Source organism: Streptomyces sp. 3N207 (assembly GCF_052246355.1).
Taxonomy (GTDB): Bacteria; Actinomycetota; Actinomycetes; order Streptomycetales; family Streptomycetaceae; genus Streptomyces.
Window position 1 is genome coordinate 171,219 of record NZ_JBQQBV010000014.1, and the last position, 20,011, is coordinate 191,229.

The following is a 20,011-nucleotide window of genomic DNA, read 5'->3' on the forward strand; positions in this document are numbered from 1 at the left end:
TTGTGACGCCGCGCCCCCATGGTCCTACGCGACGAGGGAGCACCCGGCACGGGGGCTGCGCGACAAGCCACAACACACCCGCAGCCGCCGGACAACAGGCAAGGGCACCCCCCTCAGGCGACAGGCGCCGTCACCGAGCGAGGGTCGAACCCGAACGGGAGCTCCAGCCTATGGGCCCGCATCAACTCCGCGTCGGAGAGCAACTCCTGCGTCGTACCGTCGGCAACCAGCACCCCGTCGCTGAGCACAACAGACCGCGGGCACAGCTCCAGCGCGTACGGCAGATCATGGGTGACCATCAGCACCGTCAGATCGAGCGAGCGGATCAGATCCGCGAGCTCGCGGCGGGCCGCAGGGTCGAGGTTGGAGGAGGGCTCGTCCAGCACCAGGATCTCGGGGCGGCCGGCCAGCACGGTGGCGACCGCGACCCGGCGCCGCTGGCCGAACGAGAGGTGGTGCGGCGCCCGGCCCGCGTACTCGGCCATCCCGACCCGCTCCAGCGCCTCGTGCACCCGCGCCTCCAGCTCGGCGCCGCGCAGCCCGGCGGCGGCGGGCCCGAAGGCCACGTCCTCCCGGACGGTCGGCATGAACAGCTGGTCGTCCGGGTCCTGGAAGACGATGCCGACCCGGCGCCGGATCTCCGCCAGATTGGGGCGTTCGGCCTTCAGTCCGGCGACGGTGACCGACCCGGCGCCCGGCCTCAGGATGCCGTTCAGATGCAGCACCAGCGTGGTCTTGCCCGCCCCGTTGGGGCCGAGCAGCGCGACCCGCTGGCCGCGCGGCACGGTCAGATCGACGCCGAACAGCGCCTGGTGGCCGTCCGGGTAGGCGTAGGCGAGGCCGCGTACTTCGAGCGAGGGAACCTCGTCAGGCACCTCGGGGGCGGTTTCGGCGGTGGAGGTCACAGAGTCCATCCCAACAGGCAGATCGCGAGGGCGGTCAGCGGCAGTGCTGCCGAACGGGCCCACTCCGTCCGGCCGGCGGGGCCGTCGCCGAGCGCGGCCGGCATGGTCCCGGCGTAGCCGCGGCTGAGCATCGCCAGGTGCACCCGTTCACCCCGCTCGTAGGAGCGGATGAACAGCGAACCGGCCGACTTGGCCAGCACCCCCCAGTGCCGGGCCCCGCGCGCCTCGAAGCCGCGGGAGAGGCGGGCCGTGCGCATCCGGCGCATCTCGTCGCTGATGACATCGGCGTAGCGCACCATGAACGTGGCGATCTGGCACAACAGCGGCGGCATCCGCAACCGCGCCAGCCCCAGCAGGAGTTCGTTCAGCCCCGTCGTCGAGGCGAGCAGCACCGAGGCGGCCACTCCGAGGGTGCCCTTGGCCAGCACGTTCCACGCGCCCCACAGTCCGGACTCGGACAGCGACAGGCCCCAGACGGTGATCCGCTCCCCCTCCGCGACGAACGGGAGCAGCACCGCGAACGCCACGAACGGCACCTCGATCGCCATCCGGGTCAGCAGATGTCGCGCAGGCACCCGGGAGACCGCGGCGACGGACGCCAGCAGCACCGCATACGCACCGAACGCCCACACGGCCTCGCGCGGGGTGGCGACGACCAGGACGACGAAGCAGAAGACCGCCGCCAGCTTGCAGTGCGCGGGCAGCGCGTGCACGGGCGAATGGCCGTGCTTGTAGAGCTTGTGCGCGTGTCCGGCACCCATCTCGGCCCGCCCTCCCCTAGCGCTCGGTGGCGGGCACCGAGCCGGCGGGCCCGGCCTCGGTCGCCTCGGCCGGGGACCGGTCGCGGCGGCGGCGTACGACGAGGAAGACCCCGGAGCCGACGGCGAGGGTGGCGCCCACGCCGATGACGCCTGCCAGACCGCCGGAGAGCCGGGTGTCGGCGATGTCCTTCACCCCGTAGTCCGCCAGCGGGGAGTCCTCAGCGGCGTGCTTCTGCTCCTTCTTGTCGATGCCGTTGTCGGCGGCGACCTTCTCCAGCCCGTCGGGGCTGGACGAGGCGTAGAAGCTGAGCCCGCCCGCGCACAGCAGGGTGACGGCGAGACCACTGATCCACAGCGGACGCATGGAGCGGCGGCGCGCGGCAACAGGCACCGGGGCGTCGGCGGCGGGCGCGGCGTCGGAGGCGGGCGCGGGCGCCGCGTCCTGGCCGGCCGACAGCGGCGAGGGCCGCAACTCCAGCCGTACGGCGAGCCGGTCGCGCGCCGCGTACACCAGGTCGGGCCGGACAGCCGCCACAGCGCCCACGGTCGCGGCGGTGATCACGGCCTCGCCGATGCCGATGAGGACATGCACCCCGACCATCGCGCCGAAGACCTTGCCCAGCGCGACATCGGTCGTCCCGCCGAGCGCGTAGATCCCGGTGAAGGCGACCGCCGCCGCCGGTACGGAGACGAGCGCGGCGACGAAGGACGCGCCGGTCACCATGGAGCGCCGGCGCGGCAGCACCCGCAGCAGCCCGCGGAAGACGGCGTAGGCGACGAGGACGGTCACCACACCCATGTCCGTGATGTTGGTGCCCAGCGCCGTCAGCCCGCCGTCCGCGAACAGCACGCCCTGGAGGAGCAGTACGACGGAGACGCACAGCACACCCGTGTACGGCCCCACGAGTATCGCGGCCAGCGCACCGCCCAGCAGATGGCCGCTGGTGCCCGCCGCCACCGGGAAGTTGAGCATCTGCACGGCGAAGATGAACGCGGCCACCAGCCCTGCCAGCGGCGCCGTCCGCTCCCCCGCCTCGCCCGGGCCGTCGCCCAGTTCGCGCCGGGCGCCACGCAGGGAGACGGCGACGGCTGCGGCAGCGACGACTCCCGTACCGGCCGAGACGGGGGCGTTGATGAATCCATCAGGTACGTGCATCGAGGCGCTCCGCTTTCTCACGGCTTCTCACAACGGCCCGGCAATGGCCTGGCAGTGGCCGTCTCCAGCCTTTTGAGAATACCGGCCAGATGCAAAGAGTTCGCAAGAGGGCGATTGGAATGCCCGGATTGGGAGGGGACGTCAGGCCCTGTCCCCCGGCCTGTGGTGGAGCTCACCAGGCTTGCTGGGTGACTGAGCCGCTTTGCCAAGCGTCTGTCAGTGCGAAGGGGCAACCCGGCCCGAGCGATGAGCGCACCGGGAACCCCCGACTCAGAGGAGCAGATGTGTCCAAGGTCATCACCCGCACCGTGCAGGCTCAACTGATCACCCGGCCGCCCGCGACCCGGCCTCTCGCACCTGCTCTCCGCTACGAGACGGACGATCCGCTGGCCGTGCGGATCGTCTTCCCCGCCGAGATCTCCCTCGACGGCGCGGAAGTCGCCTGGGCCTTCTCCCGCGACCTCCTCACCGAGGGGCTGCGCGGGCCCGCGGGCGAGGGCGATGTCCACATCTGCCCCTGCGGGCAGGAGCGGACGGTGATCGAGCTGCACGCGGGCGCGGGCGTCGCCGTACTGGAGTTCCGCGCCGCCGACCTGGGCGCCTTTCTGCGCCGCACCTACGACCTGGTCCCGGCCGGCGCCGAGACGGCCCTCCTGGACCTGGAGGAGGGCTTCGCGGCGCTGTTGCGGGGGGTGTGAGGGTCCGCGGAGCCCCGGTAAGAAGTGGAGGGGGCGGGCCCTGCGGCCCGCCCCCCCACGCCCCTCACGCTCAGTGGCTCACACCCCCGTGCGCTCCGGCTCCCGCGGCGGGGGAACCATGACAGGTGCCTCCTCGGAGTGGAGCTCCTTCCGCAGCTTTTCGCCCTCGACATCGACGTTGGGCAGCAGCCGGTCCAGCCAGCGCGGCAGCCACCAGGCACGCCGGCCCAGCAGTGCGAGCACCGCGGGCACGATGGCCATCCGCACCACGAACGCGTCGAAGAGGATGGCGATGGCGAGGCCGAAGCCCATCATCTTGATCATGGATTCGGACGAGCCGATGAACCCGGCGAACACGCTGATCATGATGATGCCCGCGGCGGTCACCACCCGCGCGCCCAGCCGGAATCCGCTGACGATGGCCTGGCCGGGGTTCTCCCCGTGCACATACGCCTCGCGCATCCGCGTCACCAGGAAGACCTCGTAGTCCATCGCGAGCCCGAAGATCACGCCGATCATGAAGATCGGCATCATGCTCATGATCGGCCCGGTCTGTTCGACGCCGAGGAGTCCGGCCAGCCAGCCCCACTGGAAGACGGCCACCACGGAGCCCAGCGCCGCCAGCACCGACAGCAGGAAGCCGAGCGCCGCCTTGAGCGGCACCAGCACCGAGCGGAAGACCAGCATCAGCAGCACGAAGGCCAGGCCCACCACCAGCGCCAGATAGGGCACCAGCGCGTCATTCATGACCTGCGAGAAGTCGATGGCGACCGCTGTCGAGCCGGTGACCAGCAGCGTGGCGCCGGTCTTCTTCTCGATCGCACCCGACTGGTCCCGGATGTCGCGCACGATGTCCTCGGTGCGCGAGTCACTGGGGCCGTACTTCGGGATGGCGGTCAGCGTGGCGGTGTCGCCGCTCTTGTTGAACTGTGGGGGCGAGACGGCGACCACGCCGTCCACCTTCTTCAGCCGCTGCTGCACCTCGGCGGCCGCGGCCTTCGGGTTGTCGGCGTCCTTCAGGTCCAGCACAGGCATCAGTGGACCGTTGAAGCCCGCGCCGAAGCCGTCGGAGAGCAGGTCGTACGCCTTGCGCTGGGTGGTGCTCTCCGGCTGGTTGCCCTCGTCGGGCAGGCCCAGCTTCATGGCGCCGACCGGCAGCGCCAGGGTGCCGAGCGCCAGGACCGCGGTGACCAGCACCAGGATCGGGCGGCGCAGTACGAAGCTCGCCCAGCGGGCACCGGCCTTGGGGCGCTGTCCCTCGGCGTCGGCGGCGGGCGGCACCCCGGTGGCCGGGTTGGCCTTGCGCACCCGGCGGCCGAAGATCCGCTTGCCGACCATGCCGAGCGCCGCGGGCACCAGCGTGAGCGCGACCAGTACGGCGATGACGACGGTGCCGGCGGCGGCCAGGCCCATCTTGGTGAGGACCGGGATGTTGACGACGGCGAGCCCGACCAGCGCGATCACGACGGTCAGCCCGGCGAAGACGACGGCGGAGCCCGCCGTGCCGACAGCGCGTCCGACCGCCTCCTCGCGGTCCCGGCCCTCGGTCAGCTCCGCGCGGTAGCGGGAGGCGATGAAGAGCGCGTAGTCGATGCCGACCGCGAGGCCGATCATCATGGCCAGCGTCGTGGTGTTGGCGGACAGGCCGAGGGTGGCACCCAGCGCGGTGATCGAGGAGATACCGATCATCACGCCGATCAGCGCGGTGATCAGCGGCAGCCCGGCGGCGATGAGCGAGCCGAAGGTGAGGATCAGCACGACGGCGGCGACGCCGATACCGATGATCTCGGCGTTGCCCATCTCCGGCTCGACGATGAGCGCGTCGCCGCCGGTCTCCACCGTCAGCCCCGTGTCGCGGGCCGACTTGGCCGCGTCCTTGATGCCCTCACGGGTCTTGTCGGTGATGTCCTGCGCCGGGACCTTGTAGGTCACGGAGGCGTAGGCGATGCTGCCGTCTTTGCTGATCGCCCCGCTGTTCTTGAGGAACGGGTCGGAGACGGCCGCCGCCTGGCCGCCGCTCAGCTCCTTGCGGGTCTTCTCGACAGCGGCCTTGTTGTCGGAGGCAGTGATCTTCTCGCCGGTGGGCGCGCGGAAGACCATACGGGCCGTCGCGCCGTCCGCATTGGCGTCCGGGAAGCGCTCTTCCAGTACGTCGAAGGCTTTCTGGGCCTGCGTGCCGGGCAGCGCGAAGTCGTCGTCGGGCGGGGTGGATGCGGAGGACGCGCCCATTCCGGCCGCCACCAGCAGCGCCACCCATATCAGGGCGACGATGCGGCGACGCCGGAAGGCGAGTCTGCCGAGCTTGTACAGGAAGGTGGCCACGAGAGAGGTTCTCCGGTCTCGAGGTCGGACAGTCGGACGGTGCGGTGGAGCAGGAGCAGGAGCAGCTACAGCTGGGTGAGCTGAGGGAGCACGGCGGGGAGATGCCGCAGGCCCGGCAATGAGAGCTCATGTCAATCGACGCTTCCTCGCACCCTTAGGGGTGACTGAGGGCCCGGAAATGAGGGACACGTCACAACTTGCTTAGGTACAAATCCACGCGAAACATGGAATAGATGACTGACCACGGCGCGTATCTCCGCTTTCCTCACCTGCACGGCGATCTGCTCTGCTTCGTCGCCGAGGACGACCTGTGGGTCGCCCCGGTCCCGGAGGCCGGAGCGCCGTCGGGGCGGGCGTGGCGGCTGACCGTGGACCGGACCCGGATCAGTCATCCCCGCTTCTGCCCGGACGGACGGCGCATCGCCTTCACCACCTGGCGCAGCCTGGACCCGGAGATCTGTCTGGTCTCCGTCCAGGGCGGTCCCGCGCGACGGCTGACGTACTGGGGCGCGACCGACACCCGGGTGCGCGGCTGGACCCCGGAGGGCGATGTGCTGGCGGTGGCCTCGCACGGGGAGCCGTTCGCCCACCGCGCGTGGGCCTACCGCGTCCCCGTCGACAGCCCCGACGGCCCGCCCGAGAGCCGCCCGGACGCCTCGTCCCCGGGCAGCAGACTGCCGTGGGGGCCGGTCTCGGACATCTGCGTGGCCGAGCAGGAGGGAGAGCGCCGCACACTGCTGCTGACCGGAACGCCGCCGCACGAACCGGCGAGCTGGAAGCGGTACCGGGGCGGCGCCATGGGGCGGATGTGGCTCCAGGGTGAGCGGCTGCTGGCGGAGCTGGAGGGGCATCTGGACTCGGTGATGCTCGTGGGGGACCGGATCGCCTTCCTCTCCGATCATGAGGGCGTCGGCAACCTCTACTCCTGCTGCCCGGACGGCAGCGACCTGCGCCGGCACACCGACCACGACGCGTTCTACGCCCGGCACGCGGCCACCGACGGGCGGCGGGTGGTCTACCAGTGCGCGGGCGAGCTGTGGATGGTCGACGACTTCGCGCACGTGGCCCGTCCTCGCCGGCTCGACGTACGCCTCGGCGGCCAGCGCGCGGGCCGCCGCTCCTATCAGGTGCCCGCCGCCTCACATGTGAACGCGCTGGCCGTCGACCCCACCGGGAGGGCCAGCGCGGTCGGCGTACGCGGCAGCCTGTACTGGCTCACCCACCGCGACGGTCCGGCCCGGGCACTGGCGGACACGCCCGGGGTACGGGTGCGGCTGCCCACCATGCTGGGCGACACAGGGCGGATCGCCTACGTCACCGATGCGGAGGGCGAGGACGCCATCGAGATCGCGGACCTGCCCCGCGCCTCCCGTCCCCGGCCCCCCTACCGGATCGCCGCCGGACGGCTGGGGCGGGTGCTGGAGCTGGTCGCCTCGCCCTCCGGGGAGCGGCTGGCGGTGGTGTCGCACGACGGGCGGCTGCTGCTGGTCGAGGTTCCCGGGCCGGACGAGGCGGCCGACATCACCGCCGAGGACCCCGACGCGGACGGAACCGCTCCGGAAGCTCCCATCAGCGAGGTCGTACGCTCCGACAACGGCCCGGTGCACGACCCGGCCTTCGCGCCCGACTCGCGGTGGCTGACCTGGGCCCATCCGGGAGTGGGACGGTCACTGGCCTGCATCAAGATCGCGAAGGTCTCCGAGCCGGAGGGCGAGCGCACCGTACTCGACGTCACGGACGGGCGGTTCGAGGACGAGCAGCCCGTCTTCACCCGCGACGGGCGCTACCTCGCCTTCCTCTCCTGGCGCGGCTTCGACCCGGTGTACGACGTGCACACCGGCGACCTCTCCTTCCCGCTGGGCTGCCGCCCGTATCTGGTGCCGCTGTCCTCCGCGACGCTCTCGCCGTTCGCGCTGACCCCGGAGGGGCGCCCGGCCGCGGGCGGGCTCGACCCGCAGGACCGCCCGGCCGGCACCGGCGACGGCGAGGAGGAGGGCCCCGAGCCCCAGGTACTGGTGGAGGCGGAGGGGCTGCCCAACCGGGTCACCCCGTTCCCGGTGACGGCCTCCAAGTACGCGGCGCTGTGCCCGGTCACCGGGGGCGGGCTGATCTGGCTGCGGTACCCGATCTCCGGAGCGCTCGGCGAGACCTTCGTCAACCCGGCCGACATCTCGGGGCGCCCCACCCTCGAACACTTCGATCTGACCACCGCCAAGCGCACCGAACTCACCAGCGAGATCGACTGGTTCGCGCCCAGCGGCGACGGCACCCGGCTGGTCGTCAACGACGAGGGACTGCTGCGGGTGATCCCGGCCGACCAGCAGGCCGACTCGGACACGACCACCTACATCGACCTGCGCCGCATCCTGCACGACGTCGATCCGGCGGCCGAGTGGCGGCAGGCGTACGCGGAGGCGGGCCGGCTGATCAAGGCGTACTTCTGGGACCCGGGGATGAGCGGCATCGACTGGGGGGCCGTACTGGAGCAGTACCGCCCGCTGGTCGAACGCGTCGCCTCGCCCGACGAGTTCGCCGATCTGCTGCGCGAAGTGCTCGGCGAACTCGGCACCTCGCACGCCTACGTCACCCCCGCACGGCGCGACGAGGGACCGTCGCACTACCAGCGGCCCATCGGCTTCCTGGGCGCCGATCTGATCCGTACCTCCGAGGGCGACTGGCAGATCGCCCGCATCCTGCCCGGCAACTCCTCCGACTCGCGGGCCCGTTCCCCGCTCGCGGGCTCGCCCGTACGGGAGGGCGCGCTGCTCACCCACGTCGACGCGCGGCCCGTCGACCCGGTCGGCGGCCCGGCGCCGCTGCTGGCCGCGGCGGGCGGGACGACCGTCGAGCTGACGCTCCAGCAGCCGGGGCCGCGCCGGGTCGCCGCGGTCCCGCTGATCGACGAGCGCCCGCTGCGCTACCAGGACTGGGTGGCCCGCCGCCGGGACGTCGTCCGCGAACTGAGCGACGGCAGGTGCGGCTATCTGCACATTCCCGACATGGGCGGCTCCGGCTGGGCGCAGTTCAACCGCGACCTGCGGCTGGAGGTCTCCCGGCCCGCGCTGATCGTGGACGTACGGGGCAACGCGGGCGGGCACATCAGCGAGCTCGTCCTGGAAAAGCTCACCCGCACCATCCTGGGCTGGGACCTCACCCGCAACGCGCAGCCCGTCACCTACACCAGCAACGCACCACGCGGCCCGGTGGTCGCCGTCGCCGACGAGGCCACGGCCTCCGACGGCGACATGATCATCGCCGCGTTCCGGCTGCTCGGCCTGGGCCCGGTGGTCGGCGCCCGCACCTGGGGCGGAGTCGTCGGTATGACGGGCAGGCACCGGCTCGGCGACGGCACGGTGATCACGGTGCCGATGAACGCCGCATGGTTCGAGGGCTACGGATGGTCGGTGGAGAACCGCGGCGTGGAGCCGGACATCGAGGTGCTGCGCACCCCGCTGGACTGGGCCGAGGGCCGCAGCTCGGTGCTGGGCACCGCCGTACGGACCGCCCTCGATCTGCTGGAGCGGCACCCCGCACGGACCCCGCCCGACTACGGGAACGTCCCGGACCGCGCCCGCCCCCAGCTCCCGCCCCGCCACTGATCTGCACCTTCTGGTACGGAATGCGGGCTATGCGTCGGCGTGGCAGGGTGGAAAGTGCCCGTGAGAAGACACTTCCGACACCTCTGAAGGAGTGACGATGGGCTTCGCAGACCAGTTCAAGTCCAAGGCCGAGCAGCTTCGGCACAGGGGCAAGGAGAAGAAGCAGTCCAAGTCGCGGTCCGGCGGTCAGGGTGGCGGCCAGGACGCCCGCCAGAGGGCGCAGGAGATGAAGGACAAGGCCCAGCAGCGCGCCCAGGAGTGGAAAGACAAGAACCGCTGACGCGGCAACCTCTTTCCAAGAGGGTGCCCCTGTCCGACTCCCGCAGACTGCGGGTGCGTTGTGGTTGCTCGCGCAGTTCCCCGCGCCCCTTACGGGGCGCGGCTGCGCTGCCCCATGCTGGGCAAGCTCTATCGCGTAGCCCGCGTCCTCTCGTCCGCCTCGCCGCCCGCGCCGACGAGCCCGGTCGAAACGCCACCCGCAGTCTCCAGCCGCGCCGCGACTCGGCGCATCTCGCGCCGGCCCAGGGGGCCACCGATGAGCGGGGCCAGATAGCCGCGTATGCCCTGCATACCGCGCAGCCACCATTGCCCGTACACATGCGGGGCGCGGCGCTCGATGCCCGCGACGAGCCGGTCGACGGCGGGCCCGAGGGGGTAGGTCTTGTTGGTCGGGTAGGGCAGCCGCTGCCGTACCTCACGCATCACCTCGTCCGCGTCGGCACCGCGCACCATGTCGGTGTCGGTCCAGCTCAGATAGCCGACGCCGACGCCGACGCCCTTGTAGCCGACCTCCGCGCGCAGGCTGTGCGCGAACGCCTCCACTCCGGATTTGGAGGCGCAGTACGCCGTCATCATGGGTGCCGGAGTGATGGCCGCGAGGGAGGCGATCTGGAGGAAGTAGCCGCGCGACTCCTCCAGTACGGGCAGGAAAGCGCGCCCCGTGACGGCGCCGCCGATGAGGTTGACCTCGATCACCCGGCGCCATGCGACCGGGTCGGAGTCCATGAACGGCCCGCCCGCCGCCACCCCGGCGTTGGCAACGGTGATGTCGACCTTCCCGAAGTGCTCCTTGACCTCGCGGGCGACCTCCGCCATGGCCTCGTGGTCGGTGACGTCCGCGTACCAGTGCGCCGAGTCGGTGTGCAGCGAATCGGCGACCCGCTTCAACTCGTCCGGCTCCAGCCCGACCAGCGCGATCCTCGCGCCGCGTGCGGACATCTTCCGCGCGAGCAGCGCCCCCACGCCGCGGGCCGCGCCCGTGATGACGGCGACCTGGCCCTCCAGACTGACCCTGCTCATGCGCTGGTCTCCTCCAAGTCCTTGGTTGCGAGGTGGTTCCGGGCGAGCCCGGCGAGTACGGCGCTGACAGTCTCCGGCTCCTCCAGCGGCGTCATGTGCCCGCGCCGCTCCAGCTCGTGCACTCCCGTGCAGCGGGGCAGCAGAGCTGCCAGCCGGTGGGCGTGCGGGAGGGGGGTGAGTCGGTCGTGGGTGCCGATGACGACGGCGGTGGGCGCGTCCAGGTGCGGCACCTTGGCCGACAGGTCGAGCCCGGCCAGCACCCCGCCCCACGCCGACCTGACGCGCGTCGGGCAGGCGTGCACGATGCGCGCCGTGACCTCTGCGGTGGCCGGATCGGGAGCGGGCCCGAGGGTGCCGTACGCGAGGGCTTTGCGGGTCAGCGGGCTGACGGGGCCCAGCGGCGCTGCCGAGCCCAGCAGCGTGCGGTGCGCGACGGCGCGTACTTGCTCGGAGCGGAAGGGCAGCACCCGCGCCTGGCCCGTCAGATGCTCGGCGCCTGTGCTGCACAGCAGCAACGCCGCGCCGTGCTCGCGCAGTTGTTCCCTGCCGGCCGCCGCCATGATCGTCATGCCGCCCATCGAGTGCCCGCCGATGACTGCTCGCTCGCCCGGCTCCAGAGCGGCGTCCAGTACGGCGCACAGGTCGTCGGCGAGCATGGCGGTGCTGTAGGCCATGGGCGTCGCGGCGGCGGGGCTGCGGCCGTGCCCGCGCTGGTCGTAGACGATGACGCGGTGCCCGCTCGCGGTCAGCTCCCGGATCACCGGCGCCCAGAACAGCGTCGAGCAGGTCCAGCCGTGGGCGAGCACGACAGCTGGGCCGTCGGCGGGGCCGTGCACCTCGACTGGCAGGCGTACGCCGTCCCCGGAGCGCGCAGTCAGCTCTCGCGCGGGCATGGGCGGCACATACCGACCGGTCAGTCCCTTGTGCCGGTGGGTGCTGGTGATACGGCTCATCGCACGTCCTCCCGCGCCCCCGAGGGCATGTCCTCCGCGGAGTGGAAGGCGTCGGTGGCGGCTCCCGTGCTGACGCTCCCGGCCAGCAGCGGTGCCTTGCGGCGAGCAGCAGTGCCCCCGCCGCTGCGCGGCGCGCGCAGCACCTCGTACTCCTCCAGCCACACCTCACGTGTGACCTTGCGGAACTCGGCGGTGGTGCCCGGCCACACGGCCACTGGCCGCCCCTGTGCATCCAGATACCAGCTCGTACAGCCGGTGTCCCAGACGCTGGATTTGATGCGTTCGCGCAGTTTGGCGTTGTAGGTGTGCTGTGCGATGGGCCGGACGTCCAGCGCGACCTTGTCGCCGCCGCCGAGGGTGTCCAGCTTGCGCACGTAGTCGATCAGGTAGTTGAGCTGCGCCTCGATGATCAGCACCATCGAGCTGGTGCCCAGCCCGGTGTTGGGACCGATGACGAACAGGAAGTTGGGGAATCCTGTGGTGGTCGTGCCCCGCAGTGCGTTCATCCCGTCCGCGGCCCACGACTGGGCCAGCGTCTCGCCGTCGGCGCCCTTGACGAGGTGCGCCACAGGCATGTCGGAAACGTAGAAGCCGCTGCAGAAGACCACCGCGTCGACCTCCGCCTCGCGGCCGTCAGCGGAGATCAGCGTGTTGCCGCGGATCTCCTTGAGGCCGGAGTCGATGACGTGCGTGTTGGGCTGCGCGAGCGCCGGGTAGTAGTCGTCGGACAGCAGACAACGCTTGCAGCCGACGCGGTAGTCGGGCGTCAGCTTGCGGCGCAGCCCGGGGTCCTTGACGGCGCGCTTCATATGCAGCTTGGCGACCTGCTCCACGACGGGCAGCAGTTTCGGATAGTTGGCGAAGACCTGCGTCTCCAGCTCCCGTACGCCCCACAGTGCGAACCGGCGCAGCTTCTGGGTGGCGGGGAAGCGGGCGTGCAGCTTCCGCTCGGCCCTGCTGATACGGCGGTCGTTGCGCGGCAGCACCCAGGCGGGGGTGCGCTGGAAGACCGTCAGCTCGCCGGCGACCGGCTGGATGGCGGGGATGATCTGGATGGCCGAGGCCCCCGTGCCGATCACGGCCACCCGCTTGCCGCGCAGGTCGTAGTCGTGGTCCCAGGTGGCGCTGTGGAAGACCTTGCCCTCGAAGGAGTCCAGCCCCGGGATGTCGGGCAGCCTGGGCTCGGACAGCGGCCCGGCGGCGGAGACGACGACGTCGGCCGTCAGCGTGCCCGCCGAGGTCACCACCCGCCAGTGCAGCTCCTCCGCGTCCCAGCTCAACTGCTGGACCTCGGTGTTGAAGCGGATGTGCTGACGCAGTCCGAAGGTGTCGGTGACCCGCTCCAGATAGTCGCGGATGTCCGGCTGCGGCGAGAAGCTGCGCGGCCACTCCGCATGGGGCGCGAAGGAGAACGAGTACAGGTGCGAGGGGATGTCACACGCGCACCCGGGATACGTGTTGTCGTGCCAGGTGCCGCCGACGGCCTCCCTGCGTTCCAGGAGGACGAAGTCCGTCACCCCCGCGCGGCGCAGCCGGACAGCGGCTCCCAGGCCGCCGAATCCGGTACCGATCACCGCCACCCGTACGTGCTCCTGCTCGTGCTCGGCCGCCATGCCGCCGCCTCCCGGGATCTGTCGCGTACTGCGGTTCGTGGGGACTCGTGGGGACTCGTGGGGGACCACCAACTGTGCCAGTAATCACTGGCACGGTCACGAGAGTAGGGCAGCCGAATACTCATGGGTAGGGGTCGGTCCGAGGAAAGTTACCGGCGGTCGCACCTGGGTGGGGGCCCACGGCCGCCACTTAGGCTGGACGGCGTGGCGAGCGCGAACGAGCAACATACGACGGACGGGCCTGGACGGCCGACCGGGGGCACACCTGCCGAGCCCGCGAAGAAGCGGGAGTTCCGCGCGCAGGAGCTGGCCGAAGCCGCCGGCATCACCACTCGCACCCTGCGCTTCTACCGCGAACGCAAACTCCTCCCGCCGCCCCGCCGCGAGGGCCGTATCGCCTGGTACGACGAGCACCATCTGGCACGGCTGCGCAGCATCACAGCCCTGCTGGCCCGCGGCCACACCCTCGGCGGCATCGCCGACCTGCTCGACGCCTTCGAGAAGGGCCGCGACGTACGCTCGGCCGCCGAGGTCATGGGGCTGGACAGCACCGTGCTCACCCCGTTCTCCGAGGAGACCCCCGTCCGCCTCACACCGGAGGAGCTCGCCGACTACTTCCAGGGCGAGGTCACCGTGGACAACCTGGCCGCCTCCCTGGACCTCGGCTATGTCGCCATCGACGGCGACGAGTTCGTCCACACCAGTCGTCGTCTGCTGGAGGGCTCCGCCGACCTGGTCGCCAAGGGCATCCCGCTGGCCGACGTCCTGGAGGCGGCCCGCGAACTTCGCACCCAGACGGACGAGATCGCCGCCACCTTCGCCCGCCTCTTCCGCTCCCACCTGCTGCCCCGGCAGAACTCCACCGACCCGGCCGAGCTCAACGATCTCCTCGCCCGCTTGGCCCCCGTCGCCAAACAGGTCGTCGAGGCGGAGCTCGGCCTCGCCCTGGACCGGCGGGTGCGGGCGGAACTGGAGGGATGGCTAAGCAGTCATAAGGCGGACCGGGGAGAGACTTGATGCCGTGGTTGACGTTCCCCCTCCCTGAAGGGAGGGGATTCCCAGCCCTCGCGAGCCGGAGTTTCCTGCTTCGCTGACGACTGCCCGCCCGGGGTGTTCCGTTGAGGTCTTACACCGTCTCCACAGGCTGTCACGGCCCGTCCGGCCGCCAGAAGGTTCTTCGCTGCGTTCACGTCCCGGTCGTGGGCGGTGCCGCAGTCACATGTCCAGGTGCGGACGCTCAGCGGCATCTTCTCTTGCAGCGTGCCGCAGGCAGAGCACAGCTTGGAGGAGGGGAACCAGCGGTCGACCGCGATCACCTCGCGGCCGTACCACTGGGCCTTGTACTCCAGCATGCTGCGGAACTCACTCCATGCCGCGTCGGAGATTGCGCGAGCGAGTGTACGGTTCTTGACCATGGCGCGTACCGTCAGGTCCTCGATCACGAGCGTTTGGTTTTCGCGCACGAGCCGAGTCGTTACCTTGTGCAGGTGATCACGCCTGCGGTCGGCGATCCTGGCGTGGATCTTCGCGACCTTCAGTCGGGCCTTGGCACGGTTTGCCGAGCCCTTCGCCTTCTTCGCCAAAGTCCGCTGAGCTTTGGCCAGCCGGGCACGGTCTTTCCGCTCATGCCGCGGGTTGGTGATCTTCTCGCCCGTCGAGAGCGTCAGCAGGTGATCAAGCCCAACGTCGATGCCGACAGCGTTGCCGCTGGCGGCCAGCGGCTTGACAGACGGGTCCTTGCACAGCAGGGAAACGAACCAGCGGCCTGCCGCATCGCGGGAGACCGTCACCGTCGACGGTTTCACGTTTTCTGGGAGTGGACGGGACCAACGGATGTCCAGCGGCTCGGTCATCTTCGCCAGGGTCAGCTGCCCGTCCTGGAACCGGAACCCAGAGGAGGTGTACTCGGCCGAGCCCCTCGACTTGTGCTTGGACTTGAAGCGCGGGTACCGGGCCCGCTTGGCGAAGAAGTTGGTGAACGCTCCTTGCAGATGCCGAAGGGTTTGTTGGAGGGGCACCGAGGAGACCTCATTGAGGAATGCCAGCTCCTCAGTCTTCTTCCACGCCGTCAGCATCGCCGACGTAGCGCAGTAGCCGACCCGCTCCTGGCGCACCGACCACGCCTCGCTGCGAGCAGCGAGCGCCATGTTGTAGACCTTGCGCACGCATCCGAAGGTGCGCGACAGCTCCACTGCCTGCGCATCCGTCGGATAGAAGCGGTACCGGTGCGCCCGCTTCACGTGAGAGGCCACAGCTCACATAGTGCCTCAACACATAGCTAACCGCAGGAGGTTGGGGCCTCAGCGTCCGCGGGCAGATCCTCCGCGCGCAGGAAATCCTCCACGGCCCGGACGGTCTCCAGTGGCGTCTCGTCGAGCGGATAGTGCCCGGCGGCGGGCACCTCCACCAACTCGGCAGCCGTGTACCAGCGCAGCCATGTCGTACGGACCACCTCCGCCGACAGCACCGGATCGCCGTCGCCGACCACCAGCCGTACCGGCACCCGGCAGCCCCGCACCTGCTCGTGGAAGTCCTCCAGTGCCCAGGAATCCAGCCAGGCACGGAAGGCAGCCGGATCGGTGCACGACAGCGACCGCTCGACCATGAGGTCCAGCCAGGCGTCCGGACGCCGGTTGCCGGTGCTCAGATCGATGATCGCCCTGCGGTTGGCCGGGCGCTGTGCAGCCTGCGCGAACAGCTCCCACTGCTCGCCTTGCAACGGCACCCCGCTCGCGGGCACCGGCGCTATACCCACCATCCGGCGCACCCGCTCCGGCGCCGCGAGCGCGACCCGCTGGATGACGGCGCTGCCCATCGAGTGCCCGACGAGCGAGAACCGCTCCCAGCCGAGCGCATCCGCCAGCGCCAGGACATCCTCCGCGGCCTCACCGGTCGTGAAGGCGCCCACGATGTCCCGTGCCTCGCCGTAGCCGCGCAGATCGGGCACGGCGTAGCTGAACGTGGCCCGGTCGAGGACGTCTGACACCGGCGCATACGCCCGCCGGTCCGCGAACCAGCCGTGTACGGCGATCACATGGTGCGCGCCGTCACCGATCCGGAGGGCAGGCAGTACGACGGCACCGGACCGGCCACCGGCACCCGTCGCGGATCCCACTCCCGCGTCATCGGTTCCGGCCCCTGCGGCAGCTTCCATGGCGGCCTCCCCTGAGGACGGCGGGGCCCCGGCACCCCGCCCCGGCTCCACGGTGACCCGGCCCCTCCCGGCCGCACAAGACCACGACAGGTGGCTTCAAGCCCTCGCGGCGTCCGAACTCCCGCTACGGGGCCTTCAAACCCCGAAGTCGACGGTCACCGGCGCATGGTCGCTCCACCGCTCCGCGTGGGTGGCGGCCCGCTCGACGTACGCCTTCACCGCACGGCCCGCCAGCCCGGGCGTGGACACGTGGTAGTCGATCCGCCAGCCCGTGTCGTTGTCGAAGGCACGCCCCCGGTACGACCACCACGAGTACGGTCCCGGGACGTCCGGATGGAGCGAGCGGACGACATCCGTGTAGCCGCCCTCCGCCGGGTCGAAGACGCGGGACAGCCAGCCGCGCTCCTCCGGCAGGAACCCGGAGTTCTTCTTGTTGCCGCGCCAGTTCTTCAAGTCGGCTTCCTGGTGGGCGATGTTCCAGTCACCGCAGACCAGCACCTCGCGCCCGGCCGCCGCCGCGCGCTCGCGCAGGTCGCACAGGTAGGGCAGAAACGCCGCCATGAAGCGCTCCTTCTCGTCCTGCCGCTCCGTACCGACCTCCCCGGAGGGCAGATACAGGCTGGCGACCGTCACGCCGGGCAGGTCCGCCTCCACATAGCGGCCGGACTCCTCGAACTCGGACACACCGAAACCGACCCGCACACTGTCGGGCTCCCGACGGGTGAGCAGGGCGACACCGGCCCTGCCCTTCGCGGAGGAGGGCGCCCAGAAGGCATGCCGGCCCTCCGGATACCGCACCGCCTCAGGCAGCTGCTCCGGCTCCGCCCGGACCTCCTGGAGACAGATCACATCCGCCTCGGTGGTCCGCAGCCACTCCGCGTACCCCTTCTTGGCCGCTGCCCGCAGCCCATTGACGTTCACCGTGCTCACCTTGCGCAAAACATGCTCCCCATCGGTACGCGGACGACCCGCACCCTATGTGGCAGTGGCAGCCGCCCCGTACGCCACCGCCGCCCTCACCCGCGGTCCCGGACGAAAAGCACCAGGCGCAAAGACACCGGGCACCTTACGATGCCCGGCATGCAGATCGTTCCCGCCCATTTCGACCACCCGGACGCCCGGAAGCTCAACGATCTCGTACTCCAGGAGTACGCGCTGCGCTACGGCGACCCGGAAGGCGACGCGACGCCGCTGGACCCCATGATGTTCAAGCCGCCGCGCGGTCTGTACCTGCTGGCCTACGACGAGGAGCAGCGGCCCGTCGCCACCGGTGCCTGGCGCTCGATGGACGCTGCACGAGAGCCGGACGAGAAGGACGCGAACTACGCGGACGGCGACGCCGAGATCAAGCGCATGTTCGTCGTGCCCGAGGCGCGTGGCCAGGGCCTCGCCCGTCGGATCCTCACCCTGCTGGAGCGGGACGCGCGCGAGGCGGGGCGCATACGCATGGTGCTGGAGACGGGCGTGGAGCAGCCGGAAGCCATCGCGCTGTACACATCGGCGGGGTACGAACCGGCTCCGGAGAAGTTCGGCCTCTACCGGTTCCACGAGGAGAGCCGGTGCTTTGTGAAGCCGATTCGCTGAGCAGCTTCGCGGAGCCCGTTCGTGAAGCCCGTTTGCGCAGCTGGTCAATAATCCGCGTTACCCAACGGGAAGTCCCCCTCCCCCTCTGCATCCCCCGCCACACCCCGCGCGAAGTCCGCAGCCTCCGCGATCCCCTGTTCCTCCACCGAGACCACCCGCACCCCGGGGCCGGGCCCCGCGGCGCCGGTCCCCTCTCCCGCCAGGTGCGCGGTCAGAGCACGCCCGGGCGGCAGCTCCACCCATCGGTCGGCCGCCGTCCGCAGGGACGCCTTCATCTCTTCCCAGCGCACCGGCAGCGCGACGGAACGGGCCAGGTCGTCGAAGACCTCGTTCGCGTTCCCGTGCAGACACGCACCGCTCGTGCAGGCCACATAGGGCAGCGTGTGCGTCCGGCGCGGAATGGTCGCCAGGTGCTGTGCCATCCGGATGCCGATGTCGTACGGCGGTTCCTCGGCCCGCTCCAGCAACTCGGCACGCAGCCGGACCGCCCGCAGCGCCTCGGGGAAGGTGAGCAGCTCCGCGACGACGGCTGCGGCGTAGCCCCCGAGGCCGTGCCCCGCCACGACGGCCGGTCGCACGTCCTCGTCCTCCATCAGCGCCCTGGCCCCCGCCACTCCGGCGACCAGCAGACTCACATGCCGTGCCACCTCGGACTCCGCCAGTGCCTCGGCGGTGTCCAGCTGCGCAATCCCTCCCGGGTGGCCCCACTCGGCCTCGGCGAGCACGGTCGCCGAGGCAGCGGTGTCCGGCAGCCGGTGCAGCATGCCCGCCCGCAGCGAGCCCAGACCGGGAAAGAGGAACGCGACGTTCATGGGGCCACCCTCACCCGCAGCGCCCCTGCCGTGCCAGTCGCAGGCCCGCACCCGCACCGACTGCCGAGCCGCCCACCCGCGTCCCGCCGGGCCGAGCCGCAGGTCGCGGCGCCGGTGCGGGACTGCGGATGCCGTACGCCGCAGGAGCGCCGATGGTGGGCGTATGACGGAAAACATCTTGTGCGCCGACTTCACCGAGCGGGGCACCCGAGCGGCACTGAACGCGCTGGACAGGCTGGACAGCGCGCACCGCCTGGGCGTGCTCGAACTGCTCGAGGCGCGGGTGGTCGACCGGGACCCGGACGGGAACGCCGAGGTCCTCGGCGAGGTGGACAACATCAGCGGCGCCACCGGCTTGGCCGTCGGAGGGCTCGTGGGTGCGCTGCTGGGCCTGGTGGGCGGCCCGAAGGGGGCTCTGCTGGGCTTCGGCACGGGCGGGCTGATCGGCGGCGGTCACGACGCCCGCCGGGTGATCGAGACGAACGAGGGGCTGGAGGAGCTGACGGCGGAGATCCCGCCCGGCAGCACGGTAGTGGTGGCCGACGTGAAGGAGACGTCCACCGACCCTGCGGACGAGGCCCTGGGGCCGGGCGTCAGCCGCTATCTGGCCGCTACGGTGCGCAAGGAGCTGGAGGACGTCCTGTCCACCCCCCAGCCGACGCCGAACCCCTCGGACGCCCCCACCGGCCCCGCGACGGCAGGCCACGAGGTCGGCCCGCACGGCGAGGGCGAGCGGGAGCGGGCGAGCGGGCGCGAGGAGCACTGGTGGCGGCGGTAGACCGCTGGACCGTGGTGGAGCACTCGTGACGGCACAGGCGGCGAGGGAGCACCGGATGGGACTCGCGTGGGGCGTACTGATTGTTTCCGGGTGCCTGGAGACGCTGTGGGCGACGGCTCTGGAGGCGTCGAAGAACTTCCACCGGCTATGGCCGTCGGTGCTCTTCCTGGTCGCCCTCGCGGCCAGCATGGCGGGCCTGTCGTACGCCGTGTCGCAGATTCCCCTGGGCACGGCGTACGCGGTGTGGGTCGGGATCGGCGCGGTCGGTACGGCCCTGTACGGCATGGCGGTACTGGGGGACGCGGTCAGCGCGGCCAGGCTGCTGTGCCTGCTGCTGATCGTCGGCGCGGTGGTGGGACTGAAACTGCTGCACTGAG

18 protein-coding genes are annotated in these 20,011 nt (G+C 71.0%); 7 read left to right on the top strand and 11 right to left on the bottom strand.

What is annotated here, in order from left to right; all coding sequences use genetic code 11:
- Window positions 1-113: 113 nt before the first annotated feature.
- Genes ACTWP9_RS22560 through ACTWP9_RS22570 form a run of 3 tightly spaced genes read right to left on the bottom strand, consistent with a single transcriptional unit; the run spans window position 114 to window position 2,822 of the window.
- Complete coding sequence (locus ACTWP9_RS22560; RefSeq protein ID WP_443248042.1) at window positions 114-914, bottom strand: energy-coupling factor ABC transporter ATP-binding protein; 801 nt, start codon at window positions 912-914, stop codon at window positions 114-116.
- A complete protein-coding gene (gene cbiQ, locus ACTWP9_RS22565; protein ID WP_443248043.1) occupies window positions 902-1,666 on the bottom strand; it encodes a cobalt ECF transporter T component CbiQ in 765 nt (254 codons plus the stop codon). Before cbiQ ends, ACTWP9_RS22560 begins: the two co-directional genes overlap by 13 nt.
- A 16-nt stretch (window positions 1,667-1,682) precedes the next feature.
- Window positions 1,683-2,822 carry an energy-coupling factor ABC transporter permease gene (locus ACTWP9_RS22570; protein ID WP_443248044.1) on the bottom strand — a complete coding sequence of 380 codons (1,140 nt, stop codon included), beginning with the start codon at window positions 2,820-2,822 and terminating at the stop codon, window positions 1,683-1,685.
- A 284-nt stretch (window positions 2,823-3,106) separates the two neighbouring features.
- Between ACTWP9_RS22570 and ACTWP9_RS22575 the strand changes: the two genes are divergently transcribed.
- Window positions 3,107-3,520, top strand: coding sequence for an SsgA family sporulation/cell division regulator (locus ACTWP9_RS22575; protein WP_443248045.1), 414 nt, complete (start codon window positions 3,107-3,109; stop codon window positions 3,518-3,520).
- Window positions 3,521-3,598: 78 nt separating this feature from the next.
- Here ACTWP9_RS22575 and ACTWP9_RS22580 read toward each other — a convergent pair whose 3' ends face one another.
- Window positions 3,599-5,842, bottom strand: coding sequence for an MMPL family transporter (locus ACTWP9_RS22580; RefSeq protein ID WP_443248046.1), 2,244 nt, complete (start codon window positions 5,840-5,842; stop codon window positions 3,599-3,601).
- A gap of 233 nt (window positions 5,843-6,075) precedes the next feature.
- On the opposite strand from ACTWP9_RS22580, the gene ACTWP9_RS22585 reads away from it, so the two are divergent.
- Entirely contained in the window at window positions 6,076-9,441 is a 3,366-nt protein-coding gene (locus tag ACTWP9_RS22585; protein ID WP_443248047.1) for a S41 family peptidase, read from the top strand.
- 97 nt (window positions 9,442-9,538) lie between these two features.
- Complete coding sequence (locus ACTWP9_RS22590) at window positions 9,539-9,721, top strand: hypothetical protein (RefSeq protein WP_443248048.1); 183 nt, start codon at window positions 9,539-9,541, stop codon at window positions 9,719-9,721.
- A gap of 128 nt (window positions 9,722-9,849) precedes the next feature.
- Here ACTWP9_RS22590 and ACTWP9_RS22595 read toward each other — a convergent pair whose 3' ends face one another.
- The 3 genes from ACTWP9_RS22595 to ACTWP9_RS22605 are packed head-to-tail and all read right to left on the bottom strand — an operon-like array spanning window position 9,850 to window position 13,306.
- Entirely contained in the window at window positions 9,850-10,740 is an 891-nt protein-coding gene (locus ACTWP9_RS22595; RefSeq protein WP_443248049.1) for an SDR family oxidoreductase, read from the bottom strand.
- A complete protein-coding gene (locus ACTWP9_RS22600) occupies window positions 10,737-11,693 on the bottom strand; it encodes an alpha/beta fold hydrolase (protein WP_443248050.1) in 957 nt (318 codons plus the stop codon). Before ACTWP9_RS22600 ends, ACTWP9_RS22595 begins: the two co-directional genes overlap by 4 nt.
- A complete protein-coding gene (locus ACTWP9_RS22605; protein ID WP_443248051.1) occupies window positions 11,690-13,306 on the bottom strand; it encodes a flavin-containing monooxygenase in 1,617 nt (538 codons plus the stop codon). Before ACTWP9_RS22605 ends, ACTWP9_RS22600 begins: the two co-directional genes overlap by 4 nt.
- Before the next feature lie 204 nt (window positions 13,307-13,510).
- Between ACTWP9_RS22605 and ACTWP9_RS22610 the strand changes: the two genes are divergently transcribed.
- Window positions 13,511-14,323: a MerR family transcriptional regulator gene (locus tag ACTWP9_RS22610; RefSeq protein WP_443248052.1), complete on the top strand. Its 813-nt coding sequence runs from the start codon at window positions 13,511-13,513 to the stop codon at window positions 14,321-14,323.
- Here ACTWP9_RS22610 and ACTWP9_RS22615 read toward each other — a convergent pair.
- From ACTWP9_RS22615 to ACTWP9_RS22625, 3 genes are all read right to left on the bottom strand, one after another.
- Complete coding sequence (locus ACTWP9_RS22615) at window positions 14,296-15,558, bottom strand: RNA-guided endonuclease InsQ/TnpB family protein (protein ID WP_443248053.1); 1,263 nt, start codon at window positions 15,556-15,558, stop codon at window positions 14,296-14,298. The two genes, ACTWP9_RS22610 and ACTWP9_RS22615, sit on opposite strands and share 28 nt — an antisense overlap.
- 26 nt (window positions 15,559-15,584) lie before the next feature.
- Window positions 15,585-16,460 (bottom strand): alpha/beta fold hydrolase, encoded by an 876-nt coding sequence (locus ACTWP9_RS22620; protein ID WP_443248054.1) that lies wholly within the window; start codon window positions 16,458-16,460, stop codon window positions 15,585-15,587.
- Window positions 16,461-16,595: 135 nt separating this feature from the next.
- The gene (locus ACTWP9_RS22625) at window positions 16,596-17,399 is read right to left on the bottom strand and encodes an exodeoxyribonuclease III (protein ID WP_443248055.1); all 804 of its coding nucleotides are present in this window, start codon (window positions 17,397-17,399) and stop codon (window positions 16,596-16,598) included.
- A gap of 141 nt (window positions 17,400-17,540) precedes the next feature.
- Here ACTWP9_RS22625 and ACTWP9_RS22630 point away from each other — a divergent pair, with 141 nt between their 5' ends.
- Window positions 17,541-18,044 (top strand): GNAT family N-acetyltransferase, encoded by a 504-nt coding sequence (locus tag ACTWP9_RS22630; protein WP_443248056.1) that lies wholly within the window; start codon window positions 17,541-17,543, stop codon window positions 18,042-18,044.
- A gap of 44 nt (window positions 18,045-18,088) precedes the next feature.
- Here ACTWP9_RS22630 and ACTWP9_RS22635 read toward each other — a convergent pair whose 3' ends face one another.
- Window positions 18,089-18,856, bottom strand: a complete 768-nt coding sequence (locus tag ACTWP9_RS22635) for an acyltransferase domain-containing protein (RefSeq protein WP_443248057.1) — start codon at window positions 18,854-18,856, stop codon at window positions 18,089-18,091.
- 163 nt (window positions 18,857-19,019) lie between these two features.
- Here ACTWP9_RS22635 and ACTWP9_RS22640 point away from each other — a divergent pair, with 163 nt between their 5' ends.
- Window positions 19,020-19,634, top strand: coding sequence for a DUF1269 domain-containing protein (locus ACTWP9_RS22640; protein WP_443248058.1), 615 nt, complete (start codon window positions 19,020-19,022; stop codon window positions 19,632-19,634).
- A 55-nt stretch (window positions 19,635-19,689) separates the two neighbouring features.
- Window positions 19,690-20,010 (top strand): DMT family transporter, encoded by a 321-nt coding sequence (locus tag ACTWP9_RS22645; protein WP_443248059.1) that lies wholly within the window; start codon window positions 19,690-19,692, stop codon window positions 20,008-20,010.
- Window position 20,011: the final 1 nt, after the last annotated feature.